This window comes from Streptomyces sp. S3(2020) (genome assembly GCF_013044505.1).
GTDB lineage: Bacteria > Actinomycetota > Actinomycetes > Streptomycetales > Streptomycetaceae > Streptomyces.
Window position 1 is genome coordinate 139,969 of the sequence record NZ_JABERD010000003.1, and the last position, 20,768, is coordinate 160,736.

Below are 20,768 nucleotides of genomic sequence, written 5' to 3' on the forward strand. Positions count from 1 at the left end.
GCTGGATCCGCATTGCTGGATCTGTCATGAACCTGCAATTTGTGGTCCGTGGCCCGGCGGCGGCTCGCGGCAGAGCGCGCCATGCGAACACGGCACCAGAACGATAGGACGGCAGCCCGCACCTGTGGCATGTCCGTCAACTACCCGAGTGAGGTGTGAAAAGTGGGGACGAGACAGGAACGAGAGCAACGACAGGCCGGTGTGGGCCGCCGAACCGTGCTGCTGGGTGCTGCGGCCGGTGCGGGCTCGCTCGCCCTGGGTGCCGGGACCCTGACAACCTCAGCGGAAGCGGCAACGACGTTCACCAAGGGTGCGGACATCAGCTGGATGCCGCAGATGGAGGCACAGGGTTACTACTGGAACAACAGCGCGGGTGTGCGGCAGGACCTGTTCACCATCCTCAAGGAGTACGGCATCACCGCGGTCAGCCTGCGGACCTGGGTCAACCCGTCCAGCGATCCGGCCAACGGGCACTGCAGCATCGAGGAGACCGCGCAGATGGCCCAACGGGCCGCGGACGCCGGCATGCAGGTCCTCATCGGATTCCACTTCGGCGACGAGTGGAACTCGGTCGGCGAGCAGACCCCGCCGGCGGCCTGGGCGAGCATGAGCTACAGCCAGATGCTCGACGCCATGTACGACTACGTCTACCACTCCTGCAACATCATCAAGTACTACGACGTGACGCCGGCCTGGGTGAAGATCGGCAACGAGACCAACTCCGGCATCTGCAAGCCCATCGGCAGCATCAGCAACCCGGATCAGATGACGGGCCTGCTGAACGCCGCCTACGACATGTCCAAGCATGTCTTCCCGAGCACCCCGGTGATGGTGCACCTGGCACAGCCGCAGAACTACACCAGCATCCAGACCTTCCTCGACGCCTACCAGGACAACGGCGGGCAGTGGGACATCACCGGACTGTCCTCCTACGCGCAGGGCGGCAACGTGCCCGTCGTGCTGGCCAACATGGAGACCATCCAGTCCAGTTACGGCAGGCCGGTCATGCAGGTGGAGTACGGCGGGCCGGTGGGCAAGCCCGCCCAGGTGCGCGACTCGCTGCGGGCGTTCATCACCGGGCTGAAGAGCTTCGGGGGCCTCGGCACCTTCTTCTGGGAGCCCGAAGGCTACCCGTCGTTCGCCGGCTACAACAGCTCAGCCTGGGACGAGAGCACCTGGCAACCCACGGCAGCGATGGACGGTTTCCTCGACGTGTGACCGTGCCGGCCACTGCGCGGCTGCGACACCGACGTGACCGCGCGGTCGCCGAGCAGAGCGACGACATCTGGAGTGAATGATGAGAACGGCCAGGATGCTTGGACGTGCCCTGCTGATCTCGGTGGTCACCGTGAGCCCCCTAGCGATCCCCGCCAGTTCGGGGGCCGTGAGCGCTGCGGCGGCCGCGACCGACTATTACGTCGCCCCCGGCGGCGACGACGGCGCTGCGGGGACGCAGGCTGCTCCCTGGGCGACGATCGCCCATGCGCAGGCAGTCGCGCAGCCGGGTGACACGGTGTATTTCCGGGGCGGCACCTACCGCTACACACACGCGAACACCAGTTGCACGAGCCAGACGGGCAGAGTCGACGCCATCACCCTGAACAAGAGCGGCAGTTCGGGCAGCCCGATCCGCTACTGGGCCTACCCGGGGGAGAACCCGGTCTTCGACTTCTCGGGCATGACAGACGACTGCCGGATCAAGGGCATGGACCTCACCGGGAGTTGGATCCACCTCAAGGGCCTGGACGTCACGGGCGTACCGCAGAACAACAGCCTCAACCACGAGTCCTGGGGCATCTGGATCTCGGGCAGCAACAACACTTTCGAGCAGATCAACACCCATCACCACATGGGGCCCGGCCTGTTCATCCAGAACGGAGGTGACAACCTCGTCCTCAACACGGACTCGCACGACAACTACGACCTGAACTCCTCCAACGGCGCCGGGGAGAACGCAGACGGATTCGGCGCGCACATCCCGGCGGGCAACCCCGGGAACGTGTTCCGGGGCTGCCGCGCGTGGTGGAACGGCGACGACGGGTTCGACCTGATCAGCGCCTACTCGTCCGTGACCATCGAGAACTCCTGGGCCTGGCGCAGCGGGTACGTGCCGGGAACGACCACGGCGGCCGGCAACGGAACCGGCTTCAAGGCGGGCGGGTATGGCGGCGACTACGACGCGGGCGCCGTCAAGCACACCGTCCGTACATCGGTCGCTTTCGCCAACAGGGCGTCGGGCTTCTATGCCAACCACCACCCGGTCGCCAACGACTACTTCAACAACACGAGTTACGGAAACCACCCAGACTTCAACATGCTGGGAGTCGACTCGAGCGGCGCCGACGTCGGCCGGGGCAACCTGCGCAACAACCTCGCCTACACCGGCACCCTGACGTCGAACATGACCGGCACGAGCGCCGCGTACAACTCGTGGAACCTGGGCATCACCTTGTCGGACGCACAGTTCCAGAGCGTGTCGACGTCCGGCTGGGATGCGCCCCGCGGGGCCGACGGGAGTCTGCCCGTGCTGCCCAACCTCCACCTCGCGGAGAACAGCACCCTGATCGACCAGGGCGTCGATGTCGGCCTGGCGTACAAGAGGCAGGCCCCGGATCTCGGTGCCTTCGAAGCCCCTTGAGGCGCCCGTCTGGTTCCGAGTCGCCGCTGGTGTGAAGGGTCTCAGCAGGCGCGAGCCTGGAAGCGGGTATCGCCCTTCCCGGGAGAGGGTGCCGCGACGGGGGCGGTTCTGTCGTCGCCTGTCGCGTCCACACGCCCCGCCCCCGGGCCGGTGGTGCTCCCGGGCCTTCCTCATATGAGTGTCGATCAGATGTGCGTCGCCGAACTCCGCTGCAGACCGTCGAAGTGATTTGCAGGGGAGTTCAACAAGGGGATGCCTCGCTGTTCTGTCGGTGAATTCTTTTACATCTCCACCATCACAGACCAGCGAGGAATCTTCACATGTCCGCCTTATGCGTGATGCGGTCGGGGCAGGGTGGATCCGTCGCCGGTATAGATAGGGATGTGGCAAACGCCACTACTGCAGTCGGCCCCGTCTGCTGCCGCAGCGGGCTGGCTGGGTGCGCCCAGCCCCAACAGGGCCACTGCTATACCTGCCGTGGCCGCGCCTGCGAGTCGCCTGGACTTGTATGTCGTTTTGCTTGATTTCATGAGACCTCCTGGTCGTCAGAAAGAGAAGAAATGCAACAGTGACGCGTTTCCGTCTTCGGCGGAAAGGGCGCCGATCCGTTTCGGTTGTAACGTATCCGAATGTGGTCGGCTCTTCAACTTGGGGGATCTCAGGGCGTGTTGCCGGATGCAAAGGTCAATTCAATGGCGCTGGTTGCACCGAGGCCCGCGGCGCCGGTGGCCCGAGAAGCTGCATAGCGACGAAGCGATATGCCTGATCCGCCGCAGAAGGAAGCGGAACAGGCTGAAGTGCAGGCGGGAGTCGCCACAGCAGGGGGTGTCAGGCGTCGTCGCGGTCCGGGTTCGGAACGCCGGAGAACGCCCGCCACATCCTCGCCCAGCGGGAGATGAGTTCGTCCGTGGCGCCGGGGGCCGCCTTTCGGGTTCGCCAGACGACATGGCCGTCCGGCCTGACCAGGACAGCGCCGCCTTCTCCTACTTCGTAGAGATGGACCAGCATGTCTGTGTCCTCGATGCCGGCGGTGATCAGACCGACGACCTGGAAGGGAAGCGTGTCCTCGGGCCACCGCTCCCGCAGCGCAGCCGCCCAGCTCCCGGGGTCGGGCGTGACGACCGTGACTCCGTTGTGCAACAGCAGGTCGTGGATCGGGTGCGGGGAACCCTCGTGCAGGACCATGGAGTGCGGGAGGCGCGCCCCGGGCCTGGTCGTCGGGCGGTAGGTGACGACCTCGTCGCTTTCGTCGGTCGGGGAGCCCGGTTCAGGGTGGATGAGCGGGCTGGCATAGGTGTAGCCGAACTCGAGTCCGGTGGAGACGAAGTGCTCGAGTTGGGCCGGGATCGCGGAGGCGATCTGTGCACGCCGGCGGCGTGTCGTGGGTGTGTCCCCTCGTAGTGCTCGGGTGCGTCGCATCTGCAGGTGTGTCAGGCGGTCAGCGGCCGTAGCCATCAGCCGGTCCGGAATCCACGAGAGCAGGGGGTGCGCGGCGGTCGTGGTCGCGCCATGGAGACTGCGGTTGGTGATGCCGACGGACTGCGTGACCTCGTCGAGGCGGAAGTGGTTGGCGACGCTCTGCTCGGCGAAGCGCTCGACGACGGGGCGGCGTTCTGTTTCGTAGGTGTCCAGGAGGGTGTCGCTCGCGGAACCGTTGAGGACGGCGGCGATTTTCCAGGCGAGGTTATGGGCGTCCTGGACACCGCTGTTGAGGCCGAATCCTCCGGTGTGCGGGAAGCGGTGTGCGGCGTCGCCGGTGAGGAGAAGCCGGCCACGGCGAAAGGTGCTCGCAGTCTGGGACGTCATGGTCCACGTGCCGGTGGAACGGATTTCGACCGGTACGTCAGGGCCCAAGACCTGGGGCAGGGTGCGCTTCCAGTAGGACAGTCCGTCGCGGGCGATCTGCTGCGCATGATGGAGGTAGGCGGTCATGAGGACGTAGTCGTCGTCGGCATGGGCGATGAGTACGCCGCAGAAGTTCGGCTCGTAGATCCAGTTGAGCAGAGATCTGTCCTTGCCCACGGGGTGGAGGTCCGGGGCGTTGAAGAAGACGCTTCCCATGTTCGCCAGGACCTTGCCCCGCATACGGATTCCGGCGCGGTCCCGGACGATGCTGTTGGCGCCGTCGGCGGCTATGAGGTATCGGGTGGTCAGGTCCTGTGTGGTTCCCGCCTGTGCGGTAAGAGTGTGCAGTGTCATGCGGTCGGTCGCGGCGGTGACGTCACACACGGTGATACCGCGCCGGAAATGCACCAAGGGCTCTTGGTCCAGCGCGTCCCAGAGGACGGGCATCAGCAAGTGCTGTCCGATATGGGAGATCAAGAACGGGCTGTGGGTGCGGACATGGGCGAGCATCCCGGGCTCCGACAGAAGGTCGATCTCGCCCAGTGGCTCGTCGGTGAGCCGGGAGCTCCAGCGGATGATGTTGACGGTCTCGATGGGCGGAGCGAGGGCGGCGATGTCCTGCGCCAGCCGGGGCGACGCGTGGTGCCAGATCTCGAAGGACCGGGCGTTGACGACGTGGGCCGCGGGATGCAACAGAGGCTGCGTCCGGCGTTCGACCACCGTGCTGGGTATGCCGTGGCGGGCCAGGAGAAGCGCCAGAGTGCATCCGGTTGCCCCGGCTCCCACGATCGTGATCGGAATAGGTTCGGCGTACATGGCTCAGAGGGTCTTCCAGGTGATCGTGCGTCGGCCCGACCGGGGTGCGTTGCCCGGCCGGGTGCCGGCTCCTGGCTTGAGCAGCTCCGCTACCGGTTCCCCCGCACGGAGCCGTTCGAGGAGATAGCCGGGGTCGATGTCGGTCCCGATGGGGTTCTCGGCGAAGGCGGTACTACTGAAGTAGTCAGCCGTGTCCTGGGCCGTGGGGAAGTTCTCGGTCTGGAACTCCAGTCGGACACCGTCGGGGTCCTCGTAGTAGAGGGAGGTGGTGGGGCCGTGATTGATCGCCCAAACCGGTGCGATGCCGGCCTTCCTGAGGCGGTCGTAGTTTTCCAGGAGCCTTTGCAGGTCCGGGAACGCGAACGCGAGGTGGTCGATCCCATACACCTTGCGGCGCAACCGGGCAAAGGGGAAGGCGTAGCGCAGGAAGCCCGGCACCTTGATCAGGGCGAGGCGGTGGCTTTCCTCGTCCCAGGCGAGGAAAGCGATCTGCTGGTCCTCGTGGACGACGCGTGCGCCGAGGACGGTGCCGTACCAGGCGATCATCTCCTTGCTGCGGGCGGTCTTGACGACCCAGTGCGCCAGGAACTCAGGAGCAGCTCGGTTCCCGGCGGGGGATGAGTCGGCATGTGCGGGGGCGGAGTTCATGCGGTCCATGTGTGCTCGTTCCGGTCGGCTCGGTGGCGGCTCAGGGGGCGGTGATGAGGGTGTGCTGCGTGCCCAGGTCGATGGAGCGGTCCGCGCTGCGGATGGAGGCGGTGACGACGTCACCGGGTGCCAGGTAGGGCTTCTTGCGGTTCTGGCGGATGAACAGGGACCAGAGCCTGTCCTCGGGCAGCAGCGCGGTGGCAATCCGGCGGAGCACGGCCGGAGGAGTGGTCGCCGTGCAGCCGTGGGGGGTACCGGTGAGCAGGAGGTCTCCGGGGCTGAGGTCGCAGAACGTCGTCAGCTCGGTGAGGGTCTCGGCGGGGCGGTAGAGCATGTTGGCGGTGCTGTCCTGCTGTCGCAGGTGGCCGTTGACCTCCAGACGCAGGTCGAGCTGGTCCAGGAGAGAGAACTCCTCGGGCTCGGGTACGGCGAGGAAGGGGCCCACGGGGCAGAATCCCCGGTAGCTCTTGCCCTTGAGGAACTGGCCTTGGGGCAACTGGACATCGCGGGCGGAGAGGTCGTTGGCGATGGTGACGCCGAAGACGTACTCGGAGAGGTTCTCGTCGGTGACTTCCTCCGCCTCGGTGACGTTCTTGCGCAGGACGAGGGCGAGTTCGATCTCGTGGTCGAGCAGGTGTACGTGCCTCGGTCGGGTGACCGATGCGTGCGGGCCGGTCACCGAGGCGTCGGTCTTGTCGAAGAAGAGATTGAACGCGCGGGCGTCGGGGTCCATACCGGAATCGATGGCGTGCTGCCGGTAGTTGGCGCCCTGGCAGATCACACGGCAGGGCCGTGTCACTGGAGACAACAGTTCCACTTCGCCCACGGGGTGGCGCGCGGACAGGCGGCGCGCTGAGCGCCAGTCCTCGGTCCCCTGCTGGATGAGGTCGCCGGTGGTCCGGTAGTTGCCGGAGAGCGGGGAAAGCCCGCCGTCCACGACGACGCCCCACTGTACGGCGCCGTCGGCGCGGTAGCGGGCGAGGTGGGTGGCCATGAAAGAACCTCCGTGCGGCGGGCAGGAATTGAGGGAAGAACGTCGGTGGATCCGTCAGTCGACGAGATCCAGGGCGGCGCACACGATCGCGGCCTCGTCGATGCCGTGGTGGCGGTAGACGCTCGCCAGGTCGCCCGATTGCCCGAACTCGCTGACACCGAGGTGGGTGGCGGGCACGCCGTGAACTGCCGCGAGGAAGGCCAGGGTGTGCGGATGCCCGTCGAGTACGGTCACCAGGGGCCTTGCCGCCGGGGCGGGCAGCAGGGCGTCGAGGATCCAGTCGGGGGCCTGACCGATTCCGCGGCGTGCCTGGACGGCCTCGAAGAGCATGCCTGGGCTGGTGATGCAGAGAACGTCCGCGGGGTGTCCCAGGGCGGTGAGGCGGTCGGCCGCCGCGAGGGCTTCGGGCGTGACGGCCCCCATCGCCGCGATTGTCACCACGGCGTCGTTGGACCGGCGCAGCAGGTAGCCGCCCGCCACGGTGTGCGTCCGGCGCCGTTCGCGTGCCACGGGGTCGGCGGGCACAGCGGCGAGCGTCTGGTCGATGGGCCGGGTCGACAGCCGGAGGTACGCGGAGTGGCCGTCGGATCGGCCGAGGCGGGCCAGGCAGGCGAGCAGGACCCATTCGGTGTCCAGGACGAAGGCCGGCTCGTACATGGTGCATCCGGGTTGCTCCAGCCCGATCGAAGGAGTCTTTATCGACTGGTGTGCGCCGCCCTCGGCGGCGAGGCTCACCCCCGAGGGGGTGCCGACCAGGATCGACTGACCGCCGGAGTAGATGCCGAACGACCATGGCTCCAGGGCACGCTCGACGAACGGGTCGTACAGCACCCCGATGGGAAGCAGGGGCTGTCCCCAGCGGCTCCAGGTGGAGCCGAGTTCGCTCAGCGCACACACGAGGTTGGTCTCGGCGATGCCGAGCTCGATGTGCTGGCCCTGGGTGCTCTCCCGCCACCGCAGGATGGTCTCGGGGTCGTCGGCGAACCAGTCGGGCCGGTCGTCGGTGGACCATACGCCGACCTTGTTGACCCAGCCGCCGAGGTTGGTGCTGGAGGTGACGTCCGGGCTGACTGTGACCACACGGGCTCCGGCCTCGGGGGCCGACCGCATCAGGTCGAGCAGTGTGCTGCCGAGGCCCGCCTGGGTCGATCGGGTTCCGGAGACGTTCCGCCCGAAGTCGGTGGGCACAGGCGGGGGCGTGGCCGACGGAGTGGGAGTGCGGGCGAGACGGGCCGCCGCCTCGGCACACGCGATGCTTTCGGGGCTGGCAGCGGGAAACTTGGCCCACTTGTTTGCGAGATCCGCACCGAGCCGACCGGCAAGGCCCTTGAACTGGTCGGCGGTCAGCAACGAGGAGTGGTTCTGCGGGTGGCCTTCGGTGGGCAGGCCGTGCCCCTTGACCGTGTAGGCGAAGATCACTGTGGGCCGGGTGTCGTCAATGGCGTCGAAGGCGTCGGCCAACGCCTCGTGGTCATGGCCGCCCAAGTTGCGCAGCGCTCGCTGAACGTCTTCGTCGGGGATGTCGACGAGCAGGGACCGGATCCGTTCGGAGTCGGCGCCGGTGCCTGGCAGCCGCTCACGCAGGTCGGTGCCAGGCAGCCGCAGCATGCGCTGGTACTCCGGATTGGTCATCGCGTCGATCCGGCCGCGCAGGGAGCTGCCGCCAGGGCGGCTGAAGAGATCCTGCAGGAGTCTGCCGTACTTGACGGTGATGACCTGCCAGCCCGCGGCAGCGAACATGCCTTGGAGACGGTGGGCGGCGATATCGGGTACCACGCGGTCCAACGACTGGCGGTTGAGGTCGACGATCCATACGACTTCGCCCAGGCCGGCGACCATCGGGTCGACCACGGCCTCCCAGCAGGCGCCCTCGTCGAGTTCGGCATCTCCCATCAGTGAGTACTGGCGTCCGTCGCCGGCGCCGCCGAATCGTGCGTTGACGTAACGCCGTGCCAACGCGCCCCAGACCGGAGCAGTGGCACCGATTCCGACCGAGCCGGTCGAGTAGTCGGCCGGCTCGGGGTCCTTCGTGCGGCTGGGATAGCTCTGCAGGCCGCCGAACTCACGAAGTGTCGTGAGGTATTTGGTCTCGAGGTCGCCGAGGAGATACTTGATCGCGTGCAGTACCGGGGAGGCGTGCGGCTTGACCGAGACCCGGTCCTGCGGGCGGAGGTGCTGGAACCACAAGGCGGTCATGATCGAGACCATCGACGCGCTCGACGCCTGATGTCCTCCGACCTTCATGCCGGAAGAGTTGTCCCGGACGTTGTTGGCGTGATCGACCAGCGCAGCCGCGAGCCACAGAACACGCCGCTCGATGGAGACGAGCACATCGGTCGGAAGGCGCGGCGGAGGTGTAGCGGTCGGCATGCAAGGCTCCCGGTGACAGCCCCGGAAGCGCGGCAAGCGGCACCGAGGCAGCGGAACGAACGCACTCCATGAAGCCTCCCGCGATGGAGAAACGGCTTGGGCTGTGGTGCAAACGCGAGTGGGCTGTTTGCACTCCAGTCCAAGGTCCGACTCTCAGGCCCGGCCGCCCGGCTCGGTCTCAGCGCGTTGTGAACTTTCCGGGCAGGACCGTCTCGCCCAGCTCCTCGACCAGGGTGAGGGCCGCCTGGAGCTGCATCCGCCGGACATGGATGCCCTCCCCGCGCAGCTCCTCCGCCCGCTGAACCCGGTAGGCGACCGTGTTGCGGGCGACGTGCAGGCGCTCGGCGGCGGTGTTGAGGCTGCGCTCCACGTCCAGGTAGCACTTGAGGGTGGTCCGGACGGTGACGATGGCCTCCTCGGACCCCGCCAGCGCCCCGAGTTCGCGCCGGACAAACTCGCGGGCCAGGTCGATCCGGTAGCTGAGCAGGGCCACCACGTCCAACTCGCCGTAGTCGAACAGCCAGCGGTGACCTGGGGACATCATGCCGACCCGGGCGGCCTCCAACGCCTGGTAGTGGCTCTCCCTGAATCCATCGAGCGACGGCGCGGCCAGCCCTGCTGCGACCCGCACCTCAGGGGAGGGCCGGTGTGTGCCGCCGACCGGCAGGGCAGGCGGACGCCGGACGCCGGACCCCCACGCCCAGACTCTTCGATCACCGACCGGCAGCACCAGGCTCGCCGTGCAGCCGGATGCCCGCAGCAGCTCCGCGACGGCACCCTCCAACTCGGTCGCCCCTGCCTCCGACAAGTCGTCGGCCCAGGCGACGAAGGCCACGTGATGCCTCGTCAGGTCGTATCCGAGGACACGCGAAGCGCGTTCCACGGACACGGCGTCACCGTGGAGAATGCCCCGTACGACTTCCATCCGGGCGGCGTTGGCGCTGGCGAGCCATGCCTGCTTTATCTGACCGAATTCGCGGGCCATGTCGGCCGACAGGTCGGCGACGATCCCGAGCATGAGTTCCGATGCACGCCGCATCGCGGCGAATCGTCGCTCATCGTCCGGCAACTGTTCGCAGAGGTCCCACAGCTCACGGGTGGCGAAGGTGTGGCCGACATGGATCGCGCGCAGCATGTGCTCGACGCCCACGCCGCGACTCACCACCTCGGCGGGCCCCAGCAGCACCTCGGGCACGTCGGCCATGACGAAGTCCTGTTCGTCGTGGAGCGCCGCCATCGCGGCCAGCGCGACAGCCTCACATCCCTTGTGCAGTTCTTGCACGATTCCGTCGATGGCCAGGTAGGGCACCTCGTCGGCGATGTGCTCTGCCATGGCCCGGCCGAGTTCGACAGCCCAGCCGCACGGGCCGGCTCCGACGCGCGTGACAAGCTCCGCGACCCTGGCCTGTGGCAGGACCGAACGGGTCACCGCGTTACGGTCGCGCGGAGTGAGTTCTTGGATCCATGGAGCGAGCATGGGTGGAGGCCTCCTTCTCGCGCGGGCCGGTCCGGCCGGGCTGTAACCCTTCAGGAGCCGCCAGACACCCAGGACGGATACCGCTGACTGTGCCGCCAGCCTGACCAGTGATCGATCGAGCTGGCAACAACAAGTTGCCAAGAGGCCCAGCGTTCATGCGTCGCACCGGTCGAGATCTTCCCGTCAGGTACCCGGTTCGACCGGTTCGCCCGCATCACCGCTGGGACGCTGGCGTCTCACTGCTCATGGTCCGGACAAGGCCCGGGTGAACCGCGGGCCGACGCTCGCCACTCGGTCTTGGGCTGCTCTTACTGGGGTCAGGATCAGTTTCCAGAGGGCGGTGCAGGTGACGGCACCCGCGCTCTGCGGCAAAGACCGCAGCGTTGCCGCGTTCGATCTTGCGGGCGACGCCGCAGGAGGGCCTGTCGTAGAAACCGGTGCGGGCTGTGGCTGCCCCGGCGGTGTTGCCCGGCAAGCTGATCGAGTACGCGCCAGGAGGGGCGAGACGTAACGTCTCCATGCCAAGAAGGTCTGCCTCTTCTTGGCTGCTGAGCCCACCCGAGGCGTCAGCCGCCGGTAGGAAGGGGACGCTCGGCGATCTTCCGGGCCTCGTCCGTGGAGACGCCCAGCATGCGCAGCATCATCTCCGCCATGGCCGCGGCGGCTTCGTCGGTGTCGGCGTCCGGCCTGGTGAGGTGTAGGTCGAGGAGGGCCAGGAGGCTGCCGCCCAGCGAGGACAGGGCGATCTCGGGGCTGGTGAAGGTGAAGCGGCCGGAGGCCGCGCCGGTCTGCAGGTCACTCAGGGCGCGAGGGGCCAGACCGCGGTCGGAGTGGATGTGCCCGAGGCCGCGGTGGCGCAGGATTCGCATGATCTCGGGGTGCGTCTCGGCCATCCTGGCGCTTAGCCGCACGCCGAACGCGACCCGCTCGGCGGGGTCGTCGACGCCTTCCAGCCGTTCGTCGATCACCTGGCCGTACTCGTCGAGGGCGTCGAGTACCGCCGCGTCGAACAGGGCGGCCTTGGACTCGAAGTGGTTGTAGAAGGAGCCGAAGCCCACGTCGGCCCGGTCGGCGATCGCCTGGATGCTCACGTCGGTGTCGCCCGTCTCGGAGAGGATCTGCCGGGCGGCGCGGATGAGTGCCTGCCGGGTCGCGGCGCGGCGCCGTTCGAAGCGATTGCTGGGTGGGGCTGACGTCGGCATGGGGCGAGTCTAGCAACACTCCCCAGAGATGATGGATTCCTCAAAAATCATCTTGAAAGTCATTGACGGGGAGTCGGTCAAACATGATGATTTCCTCAAGTGGTAAGCCTGCTGATTGGCGCGCCCTGCCGTGATTCGGCCGCCACCGGGTCGAACCCCCTGGGACGGGGGAGCCGGCACAAGCGCCCCGATGCCGTCGGTGGTCCTGCCGTACAAGCCATGGAGGCACCCATGCCTGACCCCCACAGCACCAAGTACCACGTGAAGACGGCCCACCAGGACCTGCATAGCGAGCAGGGCGCCCTGCTCGGCGAGCACTCCGGCCGGTCCCGGAACCCGGTGATCAAGGTCGCCGACCTGGCCTGGCTGGAGTTCGAGAAGCCCGACCTGGACCGGGCCGAGGTCTTCGCCCGCGATTTCGGCTTCGGTATCGCCGCGCGCACCGAGCGGGAGCTGTGGCTGCGCGGCACGTTCGCAGGCTCGCCCTGCATGGTGATCCGGCGCGGTCGTACGTCCCGTTTCATCGGCCCGGCGTTTCGCGCGGCTGAGGGGGCCGATCTGGACCGGCTGGCACGGGCGACGGGGACGGACGTACGGGACGCGGACATGCCCGTCGGCGGCAAGGTCGTCAGCCTGCTCGACCCCTCGGGCTTCCCGGTGCGGGTTGTGCACTGCGGCGGGGAACTGCCCGCTCTGCCGGGGCAGCGGCCGCTGCTGCTCAACTTCGGCACCGACCACCGTCGTACGAACGCCACCCAGCGCCCGCCGCGCGAGCCGTCCCGCGTCCAGCGACTGGGGCATCTGGTGCTGGAGACAAAGGTGTTCGCGCGGGCCCTGGACTGGTACCTGGACACCCTCGGCATGATCGTGTCCGACTTCCTGTTCCTGGACGGGCAGCGCGGCCGGGGTCCGACCATGGCGTTCCTCCGCTGCGATCTGGGGAGCGTGCCGGTCGACCACCACACGCTGGCGATGCACCTGGGACCGGGCAACGGCTATGTCCACTCGGCCTACCAGGTCACCGACCTGGACTCCATCGCGGCCGGCGGCGAGTACCTGAAGGAGCGCGGCTACAAGCGCAGTTGGGGTATCGGGCGGCACATCCACGGCAGCCAGCTCTTCGACTACTGGCGCGACCCGGACCAGCTCATGCTGGAGCACTTCGCCGACGGAGACCTGTTCTCCTGCGACCTCGAGCCCGGCTGGGCGCCCATGTCCACCAGCGGCCTCGCCCAGTGGGGTCCGCCGGCCACGCGAGACTTCCTCGGCGCCGGCCCTTCACCCAAGCGACTCCGCGAGGTCATGGAGGCGCTGCGCGACGACAGCGAACTCGACCCGGCCCGGCTGCTGGGTCTGCTGAAGGCCGCCAACTCCTGACCCGCTCAACCTCTGCCCCCTCAACCTCTCCGTAAAGGCAACAACATGAGTAACAACGTACTGCGCACCGCGGACGGCTGGTGGGTCGTCCGCGGCGACCGCGCCATCCCCGTCGACACCAAGGCCACCACCACCGCTGAGCTGATCGCCGACCGTGCCGCCGTACGCGAGGCCGCCGACTCCGGCGAGCTCGGCATGCCCGTCGCCGGCCTCGTCGCGCTGTCCCCGGTCACCACCCCGTGCCGCGTGGTCGCCCAGATGGTCAACTACCGCAGCCACGCCCGTGACTCGGGCTTCACCGGCGAGATCCCGCCCGCCTTCTTCCGCAAGGCGTCGGGCTCCATCAGCGGCCCGGAGGACACCATCGTTCGGCCCTCGCACGTGAAGCTTCTGGACTACGAGATCGAACTCGGCCTGGTCTTGGGCGCACCGCTGCCCGTCGGCACCGTCGTGACCGAGCAGGACCTGCCCTCGTACGTCGCCGGACTGGTCCTCACCAACGATGTCAGCGCCCGCGAGGTCCAGCTGACCAAGACGCAGTTCTATGAGAGCAAGTCGTACCCGACCTTCACACCCACCGGGCCTTTCCTCGCCCTGCTGGAGCCGGAGGACTTCGCCCACCTGCTGAACCTGCGGCTGAAGCTGAGCGTCAACGGCGACCTGCGCCAGGACCGCACCCTCGCCGACATGATCGTCCGACCCGCCGAGGCTCTGACCCTGCTGTCCCGGTTCCAGGCCCTCGACCCGGGCGACCTGCTCCTGACCGGTACCCCTGGTGGTACGGCGCTGAAGGCCCCGCCCAAGCCGGTGGAGAAGATCGCCGCGCTGTTGCCGCCCGCGGTGAAGTGGAAGGCGTTCTTCAGGAGCCAGGCCCGCAACCCGCACTACCTGCACGCGGGCGACCTGATCACCGCGACCATCACCACCCCGGACGGGCGGATCGATCTCGGCGAGCAGCGAACCGCAGTCGCGGACGCCAAGTAAGCCAAGTGACCGGAGAAGTGAGCCGCGCATGAAGTCGAATGAGGTCGCCCCGGACAGTGCTGCCCGGACGGCGCCGGTGGTCATCGTCGGGGCGGGCCCGGTCGGTGTCACCGCCGCCATCCTGCTCGCCCAGCGTGGGGTGCGCAGCATCCTGCTGGAGCGGCACCGGGACGTCTACCCGCTGCCGCGCGCCGTGGCCATGGACGACGAGGTCCGCCGGATCCTCCAGGCCGTCGGCATCCATGAGGAGTTCACCGCAATCGCCCGCCCGGCCAACGGTCTGAGGCTGCTGGACGCCCGGCACCGGGTGATGGCCGAGTTCCGCAGGGACGATCCGAACGGCTACCACGGCTTTCCGCAGACCACCCTCTTCGACCAGCCCGAACTGGAACGGCTGCTGCGTGCCGCCCTCGACCGCCATCCCGAGTGCGATCTGCGGGGTGGAGTCGAGGTTGTCTCCGTCGAGCAGGAGGAACTCGCAGACGGTCTGGGCCGGGTGCGGGTAACGCTGCGTGACGAGGCCACGGACGTGGTGGAGCACGTGTGGGCGGACGCCGTCCTGGGCTGCGACGGTGCGGGCAGCCTCACCCGGGATGCGATCGGCGCCGCGTGGGAGGACCTGAACTTCGAGGAGGAGTGGACGGTCCTCGACGCGCGTACCAGCCTGCCGGTGCGTACCTGGGAAGGAGTCGACCAGGTCTGCGACCCGGACCGCCCGGGAACCTTCATGCGGATCGGCAAGGACCGCTACCGCTGGGAGTTCCGGCTCGGGGTGGCCTCCGAGGACCTGCGAGAACTGGTGGCTCCCTGGGTGGACGTCCCGGCCGACGGTGACGGCTTCGAGGTGATACGGCAGGCGCGGTACACCTTCAGGGCCCGCATCGCCGACCGCTGGCGCCGGGGCCGGGTCTTCCTCCTCGGCGACGCCGCGCACCTGACCCCGCCGTTCATCGGGCAGGGCCTGTGCTCGGGGCTGCGGGACGCCCACAACCTTTCCTGGAAGCTGGCCCGGGTGCTGGAACAGGGCGCGGACGACCGCCTGCTCGACTCCTACGAGAGCGAACGCAAGCCCCACGCCCGGCACATGATCCGCCTGGCGGTCGCGATGGGCTGGGCGATGACCGGCGGACAGGACCGGGCCGCCGCCCTACGGCGCACCGCGCTCGGTGTGGTCTGCCGCATCCCCGCGATCACCTCGTACGCCGCCGGGCACGGTCTCGGCCCGGCTCTGCCGCGCGGCCCCCTGGCGTACGACGGCCGTCGCCTCACCGGCCGCCGCCTGGCGGGCACCCTCGTTCCCCAGCCACGGGTGACGACGGGCAGCGGGAGCGTCCGTCTCGACGACGTGCTCGGTGACTCCTTCGCGGTCCTGGCGGCCGTACCGCCCGCTCCGGCCATGCGCGCCGTGGCGCAGGCGCTGGGCGCCCGCGTCCTCCACCTGACCTCCTTCGACGATGCTGCCCACGGGGACATGGCGGTCATCGACGACGGGAGCCTCGCCGCCTGGCTGCGCGCCGGCCGGGCGGACGCTGTTCTGCTGCGTCCCGACCGTGTGGTGATGAGCACCGTTCCCACGGGCGGGAGCGGGTTCACCGGTACGTCCGCCTGGGCGCCACTGCTGCACACGTCCCGTCGGTTCCTTCCCGCCCGACAGCCCACCCCCGCACCTTCGTTGAGGAGCACCCTGCGATGACCACGACGAACTCTCAGCCCTTCTGGACGCCGGATCCCGTCACCGCCGCCGGCAGCCGCATAGTGGACTTCGGGCACTGGCTCGTCCGCTACCGCGACGAGGCCGCCGTGGGCGTAGACCCGACCGACTACGAGGCCCTGTATCGCTGGTCCGTCACCGACCTCGAAGGCTTCTGGAGCGCGGTGTGGGAGTACTTCGCCGTCGACGCGGAGACCCCGTACGAGCAGGTGCTCGCCGAGGAGACCATGCCCGGAGCCCGCTGGTTCACCGGCGCCACGCTCAACTACGCCCACCACGCCCTGCGGAACCTGCGCGCCGACCACCCCGCGATCACCGCGCTGGACGAGACCGGCAACGGCTACGAGGTGACCGGCGGCCAGCTGCGCGCCCAGGTCGCCTCCGTCGCCGCCACCCTGAGCGACCTGGGCGTCGCCAAGGGCGACCGGGTCGTCGGGTACCTGCCCAACACCCCGCACGCGATCGTCGCGTTCCTGGCCGCCGCGAGCCTCGGCGCGGTGTGGTCGGTCTGCGGGCAGGACTACGCCCCGAAGGCCGCAGCCGACCGCTTCGGCCAACTGGAGCCGACGGTGTTGGTGGCGGCGGACGGCTACCTGTTCAACGACACCACGCACGACCGCCGCGACGCCACCCTCGAACTGGCCCGCGCTCTTCCCACCCTGAAGGCCACCCTGCTGGTCGGACACGTGGGCCTGCCTTGGCCGTCGCAGACTTACCCGTCGACGGTCGTTTCGTGGGAGGACGCCGCGACCCGTGACGAGGAACTGCGCTGCACCCCGGTGCCGTTCGACCACCCGCTGTGGGTCCTGTTCTCCTCCGGTACCACAGGTCTGCCCAAGGGCATCGTGCATGGCCACGGCGGCGTCCTGCTCGAACACCTCAAGACCCTGGGTCTGCACTCCGACCTCGCCCGCGGTGACCGCCTGCTGTGGTACACCACCACTCACTGGATGATGTGGAACCTGGTCGTCTCCACCCTGCTCACCGGAGCCACGACCTGCACATACGACGGCAGTCCGGCCCCCTTCGCCCGCCCCGACATCCTGTGGGAACTGGCCTCGCGCCACCGCGTCACCGTCTTCGGCACCAGCCCCCAATACCTCCTCGCCATGGACAAGTTCGGCATCGACCCCTCCGCGCACGACCTGTCGGCCATCCGCGCCATGGGCTGCACCGGCTCCGCCCTGCCCGCCTCCGCCTACCCCTGGGTGCGCGACCACGTCGGCGCGCACGTCCAGCTCACCTCCACCAGCGGCGGAACCGATGTCGCCTCCGGCTTCGCGGGCAGTTCCGCCACGACCCCGGTCTGGGCGGGCGAGCTGTCCGCGCCCAATCTCGGCGTGGCGCTCGCGGCGTACGACAGCGAGGGCACGCCGGTCTTCGACCGGGTCGGCGAACTGGTCGTCACCCGTCCCATGCCGTCGATGCCGCTGTACTTCTGGAACGATCCCGACGGCACCCGCTACCGGGCCGCGTATTTCACCACGTATCCCGGCGTGTGGCGGCACGGCGACTGGATCACGCTCACCTCGCACGGCTCGGTGATCGTACACGGCCGTTCCGACAGCACGCTGAACCGCCACGGTGTCCGGCTGGGCAGCGGAGACATCCACGACGCCGTGGAGAAACTCCCGGAGATCGCCGAAGCGCTGGTCATCGGCGCGGAGGAGCCGGACGGCGGGTACTGGATGCCCCTGTTTGTGGTCCTCGCCGAGGGAGCTGTGCTTGACGACGCGCTGCGCGAGCGCATCCGTGACGCCGTCCGCACCGGCGTCTCACCCCGCCACGTCCCCGACGAGATCCTCGCCGTACCCGGCATCCCTCACACCCGCACCGGCAAAAAGCTCGAAGTCCCGGTCAAACGGCTGCTCCAGGGCGCGCCCCTCGCCCAGGTCGTCAGCCCCGGATCGGTCGACAACCCCGACCTGATCGACTACTTCGCCCGTCTGGGCGCCGAGCGGCGGGCCGCGCAGAACCTCCACACAGACAGCACGTCGACAACCCCCGGGAACACCTCATGATCCTCACCGTGCCTCTCGCCTGCCTCATCGCCCTGGTCTTCGGGGCGCTCGGACTGGCCAAGGCGTTGGCCGTGCCGAAGATGCGCGAGCTGGCTGCCGAGGCCGGCTTCTCCGTCGGCGCCTACCGCCGCGTCGGCCTGCTGGAGCTGGCGGGAGTCGCCGGTGTGGCGCTCGGCCCGGCCGTTCCGCCGCTCGGCGGCCTCGCCGGGGCTGGGCTTCTCCTGCTGCTCGTCGGTGCCGCGGTCGTACACCTGCGCAAGGGCGACCCGGTTGCCAGACTCGCACCCGCTGTGGTGTGCGCTGTGCTGGTCGTGGGGTATCTCGTGGCCTTGTTCGGCTGAGGACTGACCGCCCCTGCGCCGCGGGGCGGCGTCGGGCTCCCCCTCCGGCGCCGTCCCGCCCTTTCAAGTACAGAACCACCGAAGAGTACTCTCGGCTTCCTGTTGGCCGAATGGGCGCCGACAAGGCCGTCGGCCTGAACGGCCGCCCCGCTGTCTCGCGAAGAAGCCAAGCGCGGCAGGTCAGATGAATTGCCGAGGTCAGACACCAAGCTCAGCAATGCCGTACCTCGTGGACCACGTAGTCGGGGACGTCCACCTCGACCTCGACGGTCGGCGGTGCTGTCACGTCCAGTGCGATGCCGGAGTCCGTCCGCCGCCAGGCCACAGTTATCCGTCCGCGCGGCGACAGGAATGTCTCCTCGATCCAGTCGACGGATCCCAGGAACGTCGGCGCGACCTTGACCCGGGCCCAGCCCACCGAGTCGTTCCGCTGCCTCAGGCCGACGACATCGCCCAGCAGCCACTCGCCGATCACGCCGAGCATGAAGTGGTTCTGCGAGGCCTGCCCCTGGGGTGCTCGGGGTCCGGTCCAGGATTCCGTGAGCGCAGTTGCCCCGGAGGCGACCTGGTGCCCGTAACCCGGGGCGTCGACGCGTCGGATCAGACGGTCGATCAGATCGCTGCGGCCGGACTCGCTCAGGGCCCGCAGGAAGTGCGGGAGGGAGTTCTCGCCGACAGTGAGGGCTCCGCCGTCCGTGGCGATACGCGCGACGAGCGCGTCTGCCGCCGCCCGGCGGGCGTCCCCGTCGGCGGCGAGTAGCCACCCGAAGGCCCAGCTCGCCTGGCTCCCGGAGCCCCAGCGACCGCCGCGGACGTAGGCGTCGACGATGCGCGACCGGACGCTGCGCGCCTCCTCCTCGTATCGTCGGCTCGCGTCCGAGTCGCCCAGCACGCGGGCGGTCGAGGCCGCGGTGAGCAGTGACTCCCACCATCCCGCGCTGGCGACGAGCCCGCGCGGGGTGGTGTCGTCGAGTTCGATCCAGTCACCCAGGCCGTGGTCCAGGAGCCCGTCAACGGACCGGCCCCGCAGATAGTCCAGGTAGCGTCCGACGGCAGGCCAGGCCCTGCGCAGTGCCGCCGGGTCTCCGGTGTGCCGGTACAGGCGCCAGGGGACCTCGATCAGCGCGCGGCCCCAGTTCGGGTCGTCGCGGAACGCGGTCTGGTCGTCCTTGTGCTTGTCGTAGTCGAAGACCACGAGTTCGGGCACCGTGCTGGGCACCATGCCGTCGGCGGCCTGTGCCTCCAGCATCAGGTCGACGGTCTCGCGCAGGTGGGCGGCCACGTCGTAGCCGCGCACCAAGGGCTCGAAGCAGAGGTAGTCCTGTTCGAGCCAGCCCAGCTTCTCGCGGTGCGGGCAGTCCGTGAAGACGGAGTACATGTTGCTCTGGATGGCGCGGTCGATCATCGAGTGCAGGCGGTTGACGAACGGGTCCGAGCTGCGCAGGGCACCGACCCTGGTGTTGTCGGTACGCATGACCTCGAAGGCAAGCGCGGTGTCGGGCTCCTGGGGGCTGAGTCCGCTAACCTCCCAGTAGCGGGCGCCGTGGTAGACGAAGGAAGGGTGCCAGGCCGCCGCGGTCCCGGCCGGGGTCACCCGGTCCCGGATGGGGGTGCCCGTGGAGGTCTGGCTGATCGCGCCGTCCGCGTCGAGGAGTTCTGCGGGGCGGAGGGTGACGGCTTGTCCGGGTTGCGCTGCGGAGAGCGTCAGCACCGGTCGGCCGGCGGCGTTGACGCGGAAGTCGAACAGTCGGCTGCCGTCGGCTCGGTGCGTGACGGTGGCCGGAGTCAGGCGGTCCACGACCCGGATCGGCGGCGCGGCGCGCCACCGGATGGTGAAGGGGCGGGGGATCGGAGCAGCGCGGGTCCACGGAGTCACGGTGTCTTCGGCCCAGCCCTCGCCCGCGTACCAGTGCGCGACGACGGTAGGGCCGAGCCGGGCTTCCCAGGTGCTGTCGGTGACGACGTCCACGGTGCGGTGGTCGGCGGTCTCCACGAGGAGTCGGGCCGCGACCCAGGGCTGCCGGTAGCTGGTGAACTTGGTGTAGCGGTCGGCCAGGCGCGGGACCCACGACACTCCGCCGCCGAGCCGGATGGCGATCTCGTTGGCGCCGGGCCGTAGCAGGGACGTCACATCCCGCACGATCGCGGGGACGGGTCCGCCGGGCGTTCCGTATCCGGGGTCGAGCGCCGATCCGAGTGCGGGGGTTCCGCCGATGTCGACCGTGGCGACGCCTTCGACGGCGAGCGCGAGCCGGGCACGCACAGGCGCCGCCGTGAGTTCGAAGGTGTACCGCAGTTCCGGCAGGGGCAGGTCCGGCTGCTCGGGGGCGAGCCAGTCGGGGTG

General features: G+C 68.8%; 14 protein-coding genes. 7 read left to right on the forward strand and 7 right to left on the reverse strand.

Annotated features, from left to right (window positions below):
* Positions 1–162 precede the first annotated feature (162 nt).
* Positions 163–1,218, forward strand: a complete 1,056-nt coding sequence (locus HLK59_RS02375) for a glycosyl hydrolase 53 family protein (RefSeq protein ID WP_346779628.1) — start codon at positions 163–165, stop codon at positions 1,216–1,218.
* 94 nt (positions 1,219–1,312) lie between these two features.
* A complete protein-coding gene (locus HLK59_RS02380) occupies positions 1,313–2,638 on the forward strand; it encodes a right-handed parallel beta-helix repeat-containing protein (RefSeq protein ID WP_240982139.1) in 1,326 nt (441 codons plus the stop codon).
* A gap of 828 nt (positions 2,639–3,466) precedes the next feature.
* Here HLK59_RS02380 and HLK59_RS02385 read toward each other — a convergent pair.
* The 6 genes from HLK59_RS02385 to HLK59_RS02410 form a co-directional block, all read right to left on the reverse strand.
* Positions 3,467–5,299: an FAD-dependent monooxygenase gene (locus HLK59_RS02385; RefSeq protein ID WP_171139469.1), complete on the reverse strand. Its 1,833-nt coding sequence runs from the start codon at positions 5,297–5,299 to the stop codon at positions 3,467–3,469.
* A 3-nt stretch (positions 5,300–5,302) separates the two neighbouring features.
* Positions 5,303–5,956, reverse strand: coding sequence for a VOC family protein (locus HLK59_RS02390; RefSeq protein WP_206326683.1), 654 nt, complete (start codon positions 5,954–5,956; stop codon positions 5,303–5,305).
* A gap of 31 nt (positions 5,957–5,987) precedes the next feature.
* The gene (locus HLK59_RS02395; RefSeq protein ID WP_171139470.1) at positions 5,988–6,941 is read right to left on the reverse strand and encodes a fumarylacetoacetate hydrolase family protein; all 954 of its coding nucleotides are present in this window, start codon (positions 6,939–6,941) and stop codon (positions 5,988–5,990) included.
* A gap of 54 nt (positions 6,942–6,995) precedes the next feature.
* Entirely contained in the window at positions 6,996–9,311 is a 2,316-nt protein-coding gene (locus tag HLK59_RS02400) for a pyruvate dehydrogenase (protein WP_171139471.1), read from the reverse strand.
* 178 nt (positions 9,312–9,489) lie between these two features.
* Complete coding sequence (locus HLK59_RS52295) at positions 9,490–10,740, reverse strand: helix-turn-helix domain-containing protein (RefSeq protein ID WP_171139472.1); 1,251 nt, start codon at positions 10,738–10,740, stop codon at positions 9,490–9,492.
* Positions 10,741–11,354: 614 nt separating this feature from the next.
* The gene (locus HLK59_RS02410; protein WP_171139473.1) at positions 11,355–11,990 is read right to left on the reverse strand and encodes a TetR/AcrR family transcriptional regulator; all 636 of its coding nucleotides are present in this window, start codon (positions 11,988–11,990) and stop codon (positions 11,355–11,357) included.
* Positions 11,991–12,221: 231 nt separating this feature from the next.
* Here HLK59_RS02410 and HLK59_RS02415 point away from each other — a divergent pair, with 231 nt between their 5' ends.
* Genes HLK59_RS02415 through HLK59_RS02435 form a run of 5 tightly spaced genes read left to right on the forward strand, consistent with a single transcriptional unit; the run spans position 12,222 to position 18,424 of the window.
* Positions 12,222–13,367, forward strand: a complete 1,146-nt coding sequence (locus tag HLK59_RS02415; protein ID WP_171139474.1) for a VOC family protein — start codon at positions 12,222–12,224, stop codon at positions 13,365–13,367.
* 45 nt (positions 13,368–13,412) lie between these two features.
* Positions 13,413–14,351: a fumarylacetoacetate hydrolase family protein gene (locus HLK59_RS02420; RefSeq protein WP_171139475.1), complete on the forward strand. Its 939-nt coding sequence runs from the start codon at positions 13,413–13,415 to the stop codon at positions 14,349–14,351.
* 28 nt (positions 14,352–14,379) lie between these two features.
* On the forward strand, positions 14,380–16,044 hold the full coding sequence (locus HLK59_RS02425; RefSeq protein ID WP_171139476.1) for a bifunctional 3-(3-hydroxy-phenyl)propionate/3-hydroxycinnamic acid hydroxylase: 1,665 nt from the start codon (positions 14,380–14,382) through the stop codon (positions 16,042–16,044).
* Positions 16,041–18,083, forward strand: a complete 2,043-nt coding sequence (locus HLK59_RS02430; RefSeq protein ID WP_171139477.1) for an acetoacetate--CoA ligase — start codon at positions 16,041–16,043, stop codon at positions 18,081–18,083. Before HLK59_RS02425 ends, HLK59_RS02430 begins: the two co-directional genes overlap by 4 nt.
* Positions 18,080–18,424: a DoxX family protein gene (locus tag HLK59_RS02435; RefSeq protein WP_171139478.1), complete on the forward strand. Its 345-nt coding sequence runs from the start codon at positions 18,080–18,082 to the stop codon at positions 18,422–18,424. The genes HLK59_RS02430 and HLK59_RS02435 overlap by 4 nt, the downstream gene beginning before the upstream one ends.
* 211 nt (positions 18,425–18,635) lie before the next feature.
* Here HLK59_RS02435 and HLK59_RS02440 read toward each other — a convergent pair.
* The coding region (locus tag HLK59_RS02440; protein WP_171139479.1) for a family 78 glycoside hydrolase catalytic domain at positions 18,636–20,768 on the reverse strand (2,133 nt) is incomplete at its 5' end.